This is a genomic window from Nocardioides daeguensis (assembly GCF_019192965.1).
Taxonomy (GTDB): Bacteria; Actinomycetota; Actinomycetes; order Propionibacteriales; family Nocardioidaceae; genus Nocardioides; species Nocardioides daeguensis.
This window is the reverse complement of record NZ_JAHTKU010000021.1, coordinates 179,821-191,646: the sequence shown is the minus strand read 5'-3', so window position 1 is coordinate 191,646 and position 11,826 is coordinate 179,821. Positions and strand designations below refer to the sequence as shown.

At 73.7% G+C, this 11,826-nt stretch carries 16 protein-coding genes; 13 read left to right on the top strand and 3 right to left on the bottom strand.

Going from position 1 to position 11,826, the window contains the following annotated elements:
• The first annotated feature begins 44 nt into the window (after positions 1-44).
• Positions 45-308 carry a metal-sensitive transcriptional regulator gene (locus KU893_RS17950; protein ID WP_218235751.1) on the top strand — a complete coding sequence of 88 codons (264 nt, stop codon included), beginning with the start codon at positions 45-47 and terminating at the stop codon, positions 306-308.
• A 93-nt stretch (positions 309-401) separates the two neighbouring features.
• A complete protein-coding gene (locus KU893_RS23375) occupies positions 402-536 on the top strand; it encodes a hypothetical protein (protein ID WP_257441358.1) in 135 nt (44 codons plus the stop codon).
• Between the two features lie 27 nt (positions 537-563).
• On the opposite strand, the gene KU893_RS17945 is transcribed toward KU893_RS23375, so the two are convergent.
• Positions 564-986, bottom strand: coding sequence for a rhodanese-like domain-containing protein (locus KU893_RS17945; RefSeq protein ID WP_246592806.1), 423 nt, complete (start codon positions 984-986; stop codon positions 564-566).
• Positions 987-1,092: 106 nt separating this feature from the next.
• Between KU893_RS17945 and KU893_RS17940 the strand changes: the two genes are divergently transcribed.
• The 6 genes from KU893_RS17940 (at position 1,093) to KU893_RS17915 (ending at position 6,046) form a co-directional block, all read left to right on the top strand.
• Complete coding sequence (locus KU893_RS17940; protein WP_218235750.1) at positions 1,093-1,881, top strand: GntR family transcriptional regulator; 789 nt, start codon at positions 1,093-1,095, stop codon at positions 1,879-1,881.
• A complete protein-coding gene (locus tag KU893_RS17935) occupies positions 1,881-2,765 on the top strand; it encodes a sulfite exporter TauE/SafE family protein (RefSeq protein WP_218235749.1) in 885 nt (294 codons plus the stop codon). The genes KU893_RS17940 and KU893_RS17935 overlap by 1 nt, the downstream gene beginning before the upstream one ends.
• A gap of 100 nt (positions 2,766-2,865) precedes the next feature.
• Positions 2,866-3,474, top strand: a complete 609-nt coding sequence (locus KU893_RS17930) for a hypothetical protein (RefSeq protein ID WP_218235748.1) — start codon at positions 2,866-2,868, stop codon at positions 3,472-3,474.
• 93 nt (positions 3,475-3,567) lie between these two features.
• The gene (locus tag KU893_RS17925) at positions 3,568-4,203 is read left to right on the top strand and encodes a copper chaperone PCu(A)C (RefSeq protein WP_218235747.1); all 636 of its coding nucleotides are present in this window, start codon (positions 3,568-3,570) and stop codon (positions 4,201-4,203) included.
• Positions 4,203-5,468: a Dyp-type peroxidase gene (locus tag KU893_RS17920; protein WP_218235746.1), complete on the top strand. Its 1,266-nt coding sequence runs from the start codon at positions 4,203-4,205 to the stop codon at positions 5,466-5,468. The genes KU893_RS17925 and KU893_RS17920 overlap by 1 nt, the downstream gene beginning before the upstream one ends.
• Positions 5,465-6,046 (top strand): copper resistance CopC family protein, encoded by a 582-nt coding sequence (locus KU893_RS17915; RefSeq protein ID WP_218235745.1) that lies wholly within the window; start codon positions 5,465-5,467, stop codon positions 6,044-6,046. The genes KU893_RS17920 and KU893_RS17915 overlap by 4 nt, the downstream gene beginning before the upstream one ends.
• A 34-nt stretch (positions 6,047-6,080) precedes the next feature.
• Here the strand turns inward: KU893_RS17915 and KU893_RS17910 are convergent, their stop codons facing one another.
• Positions 6,081-6,551: a MarR family winged helix-turn-helix transcriptional regulator gene (locus KU893_RS17910; protein ID WP_218235744.1), complete on the bottom strand. Its 471-nt coding sequence runs from the start codon at positions 6,549-6,551 to the stop codon at positions 6,081-6,083.
• 92 nt (positions 6,552-6,643) lie between these two features.
• Here KU893_RS17910 and KU893_RS17905 point away from each other — a divergent pair, with 92 nt between their 5' ends.
• From KU893_RS17905 to KU893_RS17885, 5 genes are all read left to right on the top strand, one after another.
• A complete protein-coding gene (locus tag KU893_RS17905) occupies positions 6,644-7,030 on the top strand; it encodes a cupin domain-containing protein (protein WP_218235743.1) in 387 nt (128 codons plus the stop codon).
• 105 nt (positions 7,031-7,135) lie between these two features.
• Positions 7,136-7,819: a hypothetical protein gene (locus tag KU893_RS17900; RefSeq protein ID WP_218235742.1), complete on the top strand. Its 684-nt coding sequence runs from the start codon at positions 7,136-7,138 to the stop codon at positions 7,817-7,819.
• 19 nt (positions 7,820-7,838) lie between these two features.
• Complete coding sequence (locus KU893_RS17895) at positions 7,839-8,456, top strand: nitroreductase family protein (RefSeq protein ID WP_218235741.1); 618 nt, start codon at positions 7,839-7,841, stop codon at positions 8,454-8,456.
• Between the two features lies 1 nt (position 8,457).
• Positions 8,458-8,898 (top strand): hypothetical protein, encoded by a 441-nt coding sequence (locus tag KU893_RS17890; protein ID WP_218235740.1) that lies wholly within the window; start codon positions 8,458-8,460, stop codon positions 8,896-8,898.
• Entirely contained in the window at positions 8,895-9,374 is a 480-nt protein-coding gene (locus KU893_RS17885; protein ID WP_218235739.1) for a glutathione peroxidase, read from the top strand. The genes KU893_RS17890 and KU893_RS17885 overlap by 4 nt, the downstream gene beginning before the upstream one ends.
• A gap of 123 nt (positions 9,375-9,497) precedes the next feature.
• Here the strand turns inward: KU893_RS17885 and KU893_RS17880 are convergent, their stop codons facing one another.
• Entirely contained in the window at positions 9,498-11,801 is a 2,304-nt protein-coding gene (locus KU893_RS17880; RefSeq protein ID WP_218235738.1) for an MMPL family transporter, read from the bottom strand.
• Between the last annotated feature and the right edge of the window lie 25 nt (positions 11,802-11,826).

Below are 11,826 nucleotides of genomic sequence, written 5' to 3'. Positions count from 1 at the left end.
GCAGAAGTCGGCAGCTCGCCGGCACGTCGACCAGGGAGGTCCTCATGGAGCTCGACCCGACCGCCACCAAGCCCGTCCTCGACCGCCTCAAGCGGGCTCATGGCCACCTCGCGAAGGTGATCGCGATGATGGAGGGAGGTGCGGACTGTGAGTCCCTGCTGACCCAGCTCGCCGCCGTCGACAAGGCGATCTCCCGCGCCGGCTACGCGATGGTCACCACGGGTCTGCAGCAGTGCCTCCGGGCAGGCGACCCCGACGGCGAGGCGGACCTGCGACGGATGGAGCGGCTCTTCCTCGGCTTCGCGTGACCTCGGCGCCGGCGCGCCCGCTGGGGTACCTCGCCCCCGTCCGGTGGGCGAGATCCCGGCTGCGGGGTCGGCGCAGGTTGGTTCCATGGGGGCATGGAGATCGCGGCGAGTGGTGCGAGCGAGGTGTCGTGCGAGCAGCGCAGCGGCCTCGCGCGGCGCCTGTGCCAGGCGTTGCGCCGGGTGCTGGCCCTGGCCGGGCGCGGCGGCTCCTGGGGCGTCCCCTTCTGAGCCGCGGCGCCCGGTTCGGGGCTCCGTTCAGCGGGTGATCGGCAGCCCGGTCGCGGCGGCCGCGTGCTCGATCCCTCCGGCGTCGACGACCTCGGCGAAGCCGAGCGCCGCCATCGCGGCCGTCGCCTGCGCCGAGCGGTTCCCCGAGTGGCAGTAGACGATGTACGTCGCGGCGGGGTCGAGTTGCGCCAGCTGCGCCTCGAAGTCGGGCGCTGAGACGTCGATGTTGACCGCGCCCTCGAGGTGGCCGGCGGCGAACTCCTCGGCGGTGCGCACGTCCACGACGGTGGTCGTGGCGTCGACGGCGATGGCGGACGGTGCCGCCTCGCGGACGGCGGGTCCGGTGCTCGTGGCGCCGATGCTGGCGTCGTCCTCGGCGCAGGCCGTGGCGGCGGTCAGGGTCAGCGTCGCCAGGCAGGCGGCGGCGAGCAGGTGGCGAAGCGTCGGCATGGTCGTCGTCCTCGTGTCGGTCGCGGTTGCGCAGGTGTCCGTATGTACGTACATTTACCGTACAGGCTCGGCCCACTCCGAGCCCCACCGACAGCGAGGAGGTGCGATGGACCGGCGGGCACGTTCGATCACCCCGGTCGACCGCACCAGCGCGCTGCCGCTGTGGGCCCAGGTCCGCCAGGACCTCGAGCGCCGGCTGCGGCGCGGCGAGCTCGACGACGCCTTCCCCGGCGAGATGAGCCTCGTCGCCGAGTACGGCGTCAGTCGTCAGACCGTCCGACAGGCGCTGCGGGCGCTGCGTGAGGCGGGCATCGTCGAGGCCGGCCGTGGGCGGGCGCCCCGGGTCGCCGCCCGCGAGATCACCCAGCCGCAGGGCACTCTCTACAGCCTCTTCGCCTCGGTCGAGGCGACCGGCCGGCGCCAGCGCAGCGTGGTGCGCCGTCTCGACGCGCGCGCGGACGGGATCGTCGCCGCCCGCCTGGGTCTGGAGGAGTCCACCCCGCTCGTCCACCTCGAGCGACTCCGGCTCGTCGACAGCGAGCCGCTGGCCATCGACCGGGTCTGGCTGCCGGCCCGGCTCGCGGCGCCGCTCCTCGACGCCGACTTCACCGCGACCTCGCTCTACGAGGAGCTCGAGCGCCGCTGCGGCATCCGGTTGACCGGCGGCCGCGAGGAGGTCCGGGCCGTCGTCCCCACGGCGGCCGAGCGATCGCTCCTCGGACTCGACGCCCGGGGCGCCGCCCTGGCCATCGACCGGCTCGCGCAGTGGCGGGGCCGGCCGGTCGAGTGGCGTCAGACGCTCGTGCGCGGTGACCGGTTCGCCCTGGTCAGCGACCTTGCTCGCTCGCAGCCGCCCTCCTTCGCGATGGCCCCCCGGTTCGCGGGGTGGGAGTGATGGGGGAGCTGCTGCTCATCCTCGCCCTGGGTGCGCTGATCGGTGCGATCCTCGGCGGCCTCGGTGGCGGCGGAGCCATCCTCACGGTGCCGGCACTGGTGTACGTCGTGGGCCAGTCCGCCCAGGAGGCGACGACCAGCAGCCTGGTGATCGTCGGCCTGACCGCGGTGGTCGGGACCCTGTCCTACCTGCGCTCCGGTCGCGTCCGGTGGCGCGTCGGCCTGGTCTTCGGGCTGGTCGGGATCCCCGCCACCTGGGCGGGGAGCCAGCTCAACCATCGCGTCGACCAGGACGTGCTTCTGCTCGGCTTCGCCGCTCTGATGGTCGTCGCGGCGGTGGCCATGATCAGCGGCGCCCGCGGCCGGCGCCCCGGGGCAGGGGACGGCGCCGGCGTGCCCGGGGCGGCGCCCGCCGCGCCCGCTGCGCCCGGCTCCGGTCGGGCATCGGCCACGACCACGCTGCGCGTGGCCGCCCCGGCCCGGGTCGTGGCCGCGACAGCCGGGGCAGCGGACCGGCTTCCCCTGGTGCCGACCCTTCTCGTCGCCTCGGCGGCCGGCCTGCTGACCGGATTCTTCGGCGTGGGCGGAGGATTCGTGATCGTGCCGGCGCTGGTGCTGGCGCTGCGCCTGCCGATGCACCTGGCCGTGGGCACCTCGCTGGTCATCGTGGCCCTCAACTCGGCCACCGCCCTGGCCTCGCGCGCTGCGGATGCCCACGTCGACGCCTCGGTCGTGGTGCCCTTCGCCGCAGCCGCGATGGTCGCGACGCTCGGGGGCAAGCGGGTGGCCGACCGGCTCCCCGCCCGCCTGCTCCAGGTCGCCTTCGCCCTCGTCATGGTCCTGGTCGCCGGCTACACCGCCTGGCAGAGCGTCACGGGCGGCTGACGTGGGCCACCCGGGGACGGCCCGGCGGGCCGCTGCTGGGCGCTGTCTACCATGGCGAGGGACGCACAGCCGTGCGTCCGAGTCAACGGGGAACGGGTCGATGTACGCCGCACGCGCCGCGCACGCCTCCGGGCGCCGGTTCCGCGCTGCCCGCGGTCTCACCGCGGGCCTGGTGGCGGCGTTCGGCGCCCTGGTCGCCCACGCGCTCGCCGGTGGCTCCGTGACGGTGGTGCCCGGGCTCGCGGTCGTGGCGGTCACGCTGCCGCTCGCGATCGTGTCGACCCGGATCGGCACCGTCGACGTCCCCCGCCTGGCCGCGACCGCGATCGTCGCTCAGGCCGTCGGCCACCTGACTCTGATGATGGCGCCGGCCGGCGTGCACCAGCACGCCCACGCCGTGGGCGAGCCGGCGATGAGCGCCCACGCGCTCCTGCCCGTACCGATGGTGCTGACCCATCTCGTGGTCGTCCTCGCCACCACCTTCGTGGCGGCCGGGATGGACCGGGCCCTCGTCGCCGCGATCTGGTCCGCTCTCGCCTGGCTGCTGCTGCCGCTGCTGGGGCAGGCCCGGGTTCCGCACGGTGTCCGTGCGCGCGTGAGGGGCGTCGGACTCGTCGCCCGCTCCCAGACCTCCGGATCGACCGCGGCTCCGCGCGGACCACCGCGCCGCGGGCTGCACCCGCATCCATCCCCGCGCTACGCGCACTGACTCGGTCCGGCCCCCCAGGGGCGGCGCCGGCGTGCGCGCCTGCGCTCATCGTGGCGCGCTCCGTCGCGCCCGGACACGAATCGAGAAGACCTGATGTACCAGCACAAGTCGAACCTGGCCGCCGTCCTGCTGTGCGCCCTGCTGATCCCCGCCCTCGCCGCCTGTGGCGACGACTCCACCAGCGCCGCCGACTCCACGACCGGGGCCGCGAGCGCGGACACCTCGGCCTCACCGGCCGCGAGCGACGCCGACGCACTCGGCGTCACCGACCCGTGGGTCAAGGCCGCGACCGAGCAGGACAAGATGACCGGCGCCTTCGCGGTCCTGGTCAACGACAGCGACCGTGAGATCACGGTGGTCGGGGCGACGTCCACGGTCAACGAGCTCACCGAGCTGCACGAGACCGTCCAGAACGCCGACGGCTCGATGGCGATGCAGCCCAAGGACGGCGGCTTCGTCCTGCCCGCGGGCGGGACCCTCGAGCTGGCGCCGGGCGGTGACCACATCATGCTGATGGGGCTCACCCGCTCCCTGGCCGCCGGTGCCACGGTCGAGATCACCTTGTCCCTGGGTGACGGCTCGACCAAGACGATCGAGGCCACGGTCAAGCCGTTCACCGGCGCCGACGAGAACTACCAGAACGGTGCCACCCAGGGGAACGGCGACATGGGCGGCGACATGGGCGGCGACATGGGCGGCGACATGGGCGAGATGGGCGGCGAGCACTGATGGCCGGCGGTCCCCGCTGGGACCGTCGGAACCTGCTGCGCACCGGCGCCGCCGCTCTCGGCGGCGCCGGGGTGGGGTGGAGCGCCGCGACCGCCGTGGCCGCGACCGCACCCGCCCCTCCGGCTGCGAGCGGCCCGACCACGGTGGTCGGGCCGCCCGCGGGCGCGCAGACCGTTCCGGCGCTCGGTCGGCACCAGACCGGCATCGCCACCACCCCCCAGGCGCACCTCGCCCTGGTGGGCTGGGACCTCAAGCCGGGGGCCGGTCGCCGCGACCTGGCCCGGATGATGCGGCTGCTGAGCGACGACGCGGCCCGGCTCGGCGCCGGGCGGCCCGCGCTCGCGGACACCGAGCCGGACCTCGCGCTGCACCCGGCACGGCTGACGGTCACCTTCGGGTTCGGCCCGCAGGTCCTGCGCACGCTCGTCCCGGCGCAGCGTCGTCCGGTCCTGGAGGAGCTCCCCGCGTTCAGTCGCGACGAGCTGGAGGAGCAGTGGTCCCAGACCGACGTGGTCGCGCAGATCTGCTGCGACGACCCGGTCACCTTGGCGCACGCGCGGCGGATGCTGCTCAAGGACGCCCGTCCCTTCGCCGAGGTCCGCTGGATCCAGCACGGCTTCCGCACCGCGCGCGGCACCGTGCCGGAGGGGACCACCTCGCGCAACCTGATGGGTCAGGTCGACGGCACGGTCAACCCCACCGAGGCCGACCCGGACTTCGCGCCGCTGGTGTGGACGCAGACGTCCGACACCGATCCCTTCGCCGGCGGGACCTTCCTGGTCGTACGACGGATCCGGATGCAGCTCGACCGCTGGGACCGCGTCGACCGGGCCGGCCGGGAGGGCGTCATCGGGCGACGACTCGACACGGGCGCTCCGCTGACCGGGACCGACGAGTTCGACGCCCCCGACTTCTCGGCGACCGACCATCTCGGGCTGCCGGTGATCGACCCGGCCAGCCATGTCGCGCGGGCGCGCAGCAGCGACCCGACGCAGCGGTTCCTGCGCCGCGCCTACAACTACACCGAGCCCGACCCGCGGCGCTCCACCGGCGAGGACAGCGGCCTGCTCTTCCTCGCCTACGCCGCCGACCTCGCGCGCCAGTTCGTGCCGGTCCAGCAGCGTCTCGACGAGCTGGACCGGCTCAACGCCTGGGTCACGACCGTCGGCTCCGCGGTGTACGCCGTCCCGCCGGCGGCCCCCGCGGGCGGATACGTCGGCCAGACCCTGCTCGAGGGAGCCGACGACGGCGTGGCGGACTCATGAGGCCCGGCACGCGGCTGGCGGCCCTGCTCGTCGTGCTCTGCGCGGTCTCGCTCGCCACGCCACCCGCCTTCGCGCACGCGGCCCTGGTCTCCAGCACGCCGGGCAGCGGCGCGCGACTGGCCGCGCTGCCCGACAGTGCGGTGCTGACCTTCAGCGCCGACATCAGCGCGCCGGCGTACGTCGTGGTGACCGGTCCTGACGGCTCGCGGACCGATGTGGGGGAGCCGTCGGTGGCCGGTCGCGAGGTCCGCGCCACGTTGGGCTCGGGGGGTCCCGGCACGTACGCGCTGGCCTTCCGCGTCGTGTCGGTGGACGGTCATCCGGTGACCGGCCAGCTGTCCTTCGTCGTCGGCGACGGACCGCTCACCCCGCGGGCTCCTGCGCCGAGCGCGTCCGGCCCCGAACGGGCCGCCGGGACCACGGCTGGTGGGGACGCCGGCGCAACGGCGGGTGCGCGGTCGGCGGAGCCGTCGGGAGCGGCCCGGGTCGGCGCGGAGTGGTGGCAGGTCGGGGTCGGGGTCGGGCTCCTCGCCGCGGCGGCGCTGCTGCTCGGCCTTTCGCGTCGGGCACCGCGCTGAGACCGGCTCTCGTGGGCTCTCGGCCGGCGTCGGGTCAGGACGAGGGGCGCTGGGTGAGCCAGCCGGGCAGGTCGCCGAGCGGGCCGTCGCCGGCGATCCGGGTCAGCGCGTCCACCAGGTCGTCGTAGCGGGCGGCGCCGAGCTCGCGACGCCACCGCTGCGCGACGTGCTCGAAGCCTGCCTCGCTCGCGGCCAGCAGGTCGTCGGCGCGGGGGGTACGCCGTAGCAGCACGGCGCGCCGGTCGCCGGGGACCGGCTCTCGCGCGAGGTAGCCGGCCTTCTCCAGCCCTGCGGCGGTCTTGGCCGCCGCCTGCTTGGAGACCCCGAGGCGCTGGCCGAGCTCGTTGATGGTGCAGCCGCGGGCGCCGACGGCCTGCAGCGCGAAGCCGTGCAGCGGCCGCGCCTCGGGGTGGCCCTGCTCGGCGAGCTCGGCGTGGAGCGTGTCCACGCCCTCGCGGAACGCGCCGGCGAGCAGGAGCACCACGCGCCATGCCGGTTCGCTCATGCTCCACCCCTCGATAGACAACCGGGTTGACGATACCGCACCCCACGCCGTAGCGTGATAGACAACCACATTGTCTATTCAAGGAGCGAGCGATGTCCGCTGCCAAGACCACCCGGGCGCAGGCCCGGGTCACCACGACCCCCAACGCCACGATGACCACGCTCGCCTCGCCGACCCAGGGCGGCTCCGAGCTGTTGAGCCTGTGGCGCGTCGACATGGCCGCCGGCCAGCGCGGGCCCGAGCACAGCTTCGACGTCGAGCAGGCCTGGCACCTCCTCGAGGGAGCCGCCACCCTGGTCCTCGACGCGCAACCGGTCGACCTCGCACCCGGTGACACCGTGGTCGTCCCGGCTGGCACCCCCCGGCAGATCGGTACGACGAGCGGCGCGGTCTTCGTCGTGACCGGGCCGGCCGCCGGGCTGGCGACCCCGCTCGGGGACGGGGCGGGGGAGCCGGTCGCGCCGGCCTGGATCCGCTGACCGCCGTACCGGTCCGGGTCCGGACCAGGGCCAGGGCTAGGGCCTGGGGTGCCGAGTTCCCCATTCGACTCGTCCCGCGGGCTCGATGCCCCTAGGGTTCCCCGGGTGGGCTGGAAGGACATCGCCAAGCTGGGCCGGGAATGGGCCGAGGCCAAGAAGACCGAGCTGCTGACCACCGACAACCAGGAGCGCGAGCGGGCGCGCGCCGAGCTCCAGGAGATCGGTCGCCGTACCCAGGAGGAGCTCGGCACCTCCACCTTCGAGGCCGTGCTGCCCGAGCAGTGGTCGCGCAAGGTCACCGACGCCCGGCCCGAGAACGTCGCCGCCCGCGAGGTGGCGCAGCGTCGCGAGCGGCTCGCCGAGCAGGCCACCGGCCGGGTCACCCTCACCGTCAGCGGTGGTGAGCAGGGCGACGTCGAGCTCGAGCTGCCGGTCTCGGTGGAGGAGCGCCCCGGCTGGCTGCTGGTCCGCGCCGAGGCCCTCGACCCGGTCCCGCTCGGGAGCACGACGTTGAGCGAGCTGTCGCTCGCCGTACCGGGACACGAGGGGCCCGGACGCTACGACCTGGTCGAGCAGATGCGCCGAGGCGAGGCCGGCGAGATCGAGTGGTGGGAGGCCTTCGACCTCTACCTCGCGCCGGGCGAGGTCACCGACGACACGACCTGGCACGCCGACCTGTCGGCCGGACCTGCGTGGATCGAGGTCGGAGCCGGCGAGCTGCGGTTCGAGCTGCCGATGCAGTCGGCGGTCAGCGCGATCCGGGCGCTGGGCACGCTGCGCTGGCCCTGAGGCGCGCGATACTCGTGCCATGAACCCGGTCGACATCGCCGAGCCGCTGCGGTCCCGCTGGAGCCCGAGCGTCTTCGACGCGCAGCACCAGCTCACCGACGCGGAGATCACGCGCCTCCTCGAGGCGGCCCAGTGGGCGCCGAGCTCGGGCAACCGCCAGCCGTGGCGCTACGTCGTGGCGGTCCGGGGGAGCGCCGCCCATCGGGTGCTGGTGCCGCACCTGAGCCGCGGCAACTCCGGTTGGGTGCCGCGAGCCTCGGTCGTCTTCTTGTCGGTGGTGGAGCTGGGCCAGGACGGCGTCGAGCTCAGCGACGTGCTCATCCCGACCCACGACGTCGGCCAGGCCTCGGCGCACCTCACCCTGCAGGCGCAGGCGATGGGCCTGCACGCCCACCAGTTCGGCGGCTTCGACCACGACGCCGTCGCCGCCGGCCTCGGCATCCCCGACACGGCGCGGGTCCTGGCCGGCATCGCGGTCGGTGTCCGCGGGAACCCGGCGGAGGTCTCCGAGCGCGACGCGGAGCGCGACCACCGCGAGCGCCACCGGCGGCCGTTGACGGAGACGGCGTTCGGCACCTGGGGCGTCCCGTGGCCCGGCCTGGCGCCCTCCGGTCGGACGGTCGCGGAGCGCGACTGAGGTGGAGGGTGGACGCGGCGTGCTGGCCGCGCTGGTGCTGGTCGCCCTGCTCGTCAACCTCCCCGCCGCCCACCAGGCCTGGCAGCGCTGGGAGCTCGCCCGCGACGGGCGCGAGGTGACCGCGGAGGTGAGCGCCACCGACGTCCTGCGGGAGGCCACCGACCCCCACTACGTCGTCCGCTTCCGCCTCCCTGAGGACATCGACCCGCAGCGCCGCACCTGGCCCGCCGAGGTCGACCGCGCCGCCTGGCAGGCGGCCGAGGAGAACGGCGAGATCGGGGTGCGGGTGCTGCCGGGCAAGCCGTCGGCGCAGCGCGTCGACGGTGCACACGCCTCCCCGCTGGGCTGGGTGATCATCGGGGTCGTCGACACGATCGTGCTCCTGCTCGGGCTGCTGCTGTGGCGCCAGCGCCGCGTCGTGCGTGCCACACTGCCAGCATGACCTCCCTCCACGACTTCAAGGCCACCGCGATCGACGGCCGGGAGACCGACCTGGCGTCGTACGACGGGACCGTGGTGCTCGTCGTCAACACGGCCTCGAAGTGCGGCCTGACCCCCCAGTACCAGGGCCTGCAGGAGCTGTACGACCAGTACGGCGAGCGCGGCTTCACGATCCTCGGCTTCCCGTGCGACCAGTTCGCCCACCAGGAGCCCGGCACCGAGGACGAGATCGCGGAGTTCTGCCAGCGCAACTACGGCGTCTCGTTCCCGATGTTCGCGAAGATCGACGTCAACGGGAAGGAGGCCCACCCCCTCTACCAGTGGCTGAAGAAGGAGCGGGGCGGGCTGATCGGCGGCGCCATCAAGTGGAACTTCACCAAGTTCCTGGTGGGCCGCGACGGCGAGGTCATCGACCGCTACGCGCCCACCACCGAGCCGGCCAAGCTCGCCGGTGACATCGAGGCGGCGCTCGCCTGATCCCGCGGCCCACCAGATCGTTCGATCGAACGGTGAGGGGGGATCGGGACGCAGAACATCCCCCGAACCGTTCGATCGAACGGCTCGAGGGATGCTGGGCCCAGCGCGATCAGAGCAGCGCGATCAGACCTCGGCCAGCTGCTTGTCCCCGTCGAGGTCGCCCCGGTCGCTGCCGACGTGCACCGGCGCGGAGTCACGCTCGAGCGACTCGCCCTCGACGTCGACGTTGGGCAGGATCCGGTCGAGCCATGCCGGCAGCCACCAGGCCTTCTCGCCGAGCAGGTAGAGCACCGACGGGATGAGGACCATCCGGACCACGAAGGCGTCGAACACGATCGAGACGGCGAGGGCGAAGCCCATCGACTTCACGACGGCGGTGTCCTCGAGGATGAAGCCGGAGAACACCGCGATCATGATCGTCGCGGCGGCGGTGACCACGCGGGCGCTGTTGCGGAAGCCGTCGATGACAGCCTCGTGGGTGGGCAGACCGTGGACGTGCGCCTCCCGCATCCGGGTGACCAGGAAGACCTGGTAGTCCATCGCGAGGCCGAACACCACGCCGATCAGGAAGATCGGCATGAAGCTCACGATCGGCTGGCCCTCGAACAGGCCGAACGCGCCCTCCTGGAACACCGCGACCGTGGCGCCCAGGGTGGCCAGCACCGAGAGCAGGAAGCCCAGGGTGGCGGTGAGCGGGATCAGGATCGAGCGGAACACCAGGACCAGCAGGACGAACGCCAGGCCGATGACGACGGCCAGGTAGATCGGCAGCGCGCTGTTGAGCCGGTCCGACACGTCGGTGGTGATCGCGGTGAGGCCGGTGACGCCGACGACGGTGTCGGTCTGGTCCTCGACCGCGCGCTGGCCGTCGCGCAGCGCCTCGAGCAGGTCGAGGGTCTCCGGCTCGTCGGGGCCGGAGGACGGGACCACCTGGATCATCGCGCCGGTCCCGGTCCCGGTGGGCTCGCCGTCCTCGCCGATCGGGGCGTTGGTGGCGACCAGGTCGGCGCTGGCGACGTCGTCCTGGCCCGCGGCCCAGTCGACGACCCGGTCGAAGGCGGACTGGCGGGCGTCGTCGTCGGTGATCTGGCGGCCGTCGACGACCACCAGCAGCGGGCCTTCCCGGCCGGGGCCGAACGCCTCGGTCATCAGGTCCGAGGCCTTGCGCTGCGTGGTGTCGGTCGGCGAGGTGCTGTCGGTCGGGAACGCGAGGTACATCTGCGTGATCGGCGCGGCCAGCGCGCCGAGCAGGACCACGACCCCCAGCGCCCAGGCGACCGGCGCCTTCGCGAGCGTCTGCGCCCAGCGCACACCGTTGTTGTGGACCCGGCCGTGCTTGTCGCGCTTGGGGGCGTACTTGCGCACCTGGCCGGCGAAGGCCTTCGACTTGGTGAGGCCGAGCAGCGCCGGCAGCAGGGTGAGCGCGACCAGGACCGCGACGAAGACGGTGGCGGCGGCGGCCAGGCCCATCGCGGTCAGGAACGGGATCCGTACGACGGCCAGCGCCGAGAGCGCGATGAGGACGGTGAGGCCGGCGAAGACGACGGCGCTGCCCGCCGTACCGACGGCGATGCCGGCCGCGTGGGCGCGGTCCTTCGTGTGGTGCAGCTCGGTGCGGTAGCGGGCGAGGATGAACAGGGTGTAGTCGATGCCGACCGCGAGGCCGATCATCGTGGCCAGCATCGGCGTGCTGGAGCCGATGTCCATCAGCGCCGTCATCGCGGTGATGCCGGTCATGCCGAGGCCGACGCCGAAGACCGCGTTGAACAGCGGCATGCCGGCGGCCATCAGCGAGCCGAAGGTGAGGACGAGGACGACGAGCGCGATGCCGAGGCCGATCAGCTCGGACGAGCCGCCGGGCGGCTCCATCACGGCCATGCCGGGGCCGTTGGCCTCGGCCACCAGGCCGGTCTCCTCGGTGGTGTCGGCCAGCAGCTCCTCGAGGTCGTCGATGGTCGTGGTCTTCAGGTCGGCCGGCGTCTCGACGTCCCACTCGAACGACATGATGCCGATCCGGCCGTCGTCGGAGAGGGTCGAGAACGCCGTCGGAACGCCCTCGGCCGGCGGCGCGGGCGCGACCAGACCGGGGTTGTCGGTGCCCGCCTGCGGCAGCGTGGGCACCTTCTCGATCAGCTGCTGGATCGCCGCCTGGTAGCGCGGCTCGGCCAGGGTGTGGCCGTCCGGCGCCGCGACGACCAGGTTGACCGAGGCGTCGTCGAACGCGTCACCGGCCTGGGGGAACAGCTCCTGCTGGATGTCCGCGGCCTTCTCCGAGGGGATGCCCGGGATCGAGAAGGCGTCGGTCATCGGCTTGGAGAAGGCGGCCGCGAGGCTGCCGAGGACGACGGCGACGAGCAGCCATCCGGCGATGAAGAACGGCCACCGCCGGTAGGCGGTCGAGCCGATGCGGTAGAGCAGGCGGGCCATGTGGGGTCTCCTGGTGGGCCTGGTG

Bases quoted from the DNA above. Each gene is read 5' to 3' on its own strand.
- KU893_RS17935 (WP_218235749.1), top strand. From the start codon at position 1,881: ATGGGGGAGCTGCTGCTCATCCTCGCCCTGGGTGCGCTGATCGGTGCG.
- KU893_RS17885 (WP_218235739.1), top strand. From the start codon at position 8,895: ATGACCTCCCTCCACGACTTCAAGGCCACCGCGATCGACGGCCGGGAG.
- KU893_RS17905 (WP_218235743.1), top strand. From the start codon at position 6,644: ATGTCCGCTGCCAAGACCACCCGGGCGCAGGCCCGGGTCACCACGACC.
- KU893_RS17920 (WP_218235746.1), top strand. From the start codon at position 4,203: ATGGCCGGCGGTCCCCGCTGGGACCGTCGGAACCTGCTGCGCACCGGC.
- KU893_RS17945 (WP_246592806.1), bottom strand. From the start codon at position 986: ATGCCGACGCTTCGCCACCTGCTCGCCGCCGCCTGCCTGGCGACGCTG.
- KU893_RS17950 (WP_218235751.1), top strand. From the start codon at position 45: ATGGAGCTCGACCCGACCGCCACCAAGCCCGTCCTCGACCGCCTCAAG.
- KU893_RS17940 (WP_218235750.1), top strand. From the start codon at position 1,093: ATGGACCGGCGGGCACGTTCGATCACCCCGGTCGACCGCACCAGCGCG.
- KU893_RS17910 (WP_218235744.1), bottom strand. From the start codon at position 6,551: ATGAGCGAACCGGCATGGCGCGTGGTGCTCCTGCTCGCCGGCGCGTTC.
- KU893_RS17880 (WP_218235738.1), bottom strand. From the start codon at position 11,801: ATGGCCCGCCTGCTCTACCGCATCGGCTCGACCGCCTACCGGCGGTGG.
- KU893_RS17925 (WP_218235747.1), top strand. From the start codon at position 3,568: ATGTACCAGCACAAGTCGAACCTGGCCGCCGTCCTGCTGTGCGCCCTG.
- KU893_RS17895 (WP_218235741.1), top strand. From the start codon at position 7,839: ATGAACCCGGTCGACATCGCCGAGCCGCTGCGGTCCCGCTGGAGCCCG.
- KU893_RS17915 (WP_218235745.1), top strand. From the start codon at position 5,465: ATGAGGCCCGGCACGCGGCTGGCGGCCCTGCTCGTCGTGCTCTGCGCG.
- KU893_RS23375 (WP_257441358.1), top strand. From the start codon at position 402: ATGGAGATCGCGGCGAGTGGTGCGAGCGAGGTGTCGTGCGAGCAGCGC.
- KU893_RS17930 (WP_218235748.1), top strand. From the start codon at position 2,866: ATGTACGCCGCACGCGCCGCGCACGCCTCCGGGCGCCGGTTCCGCGCT.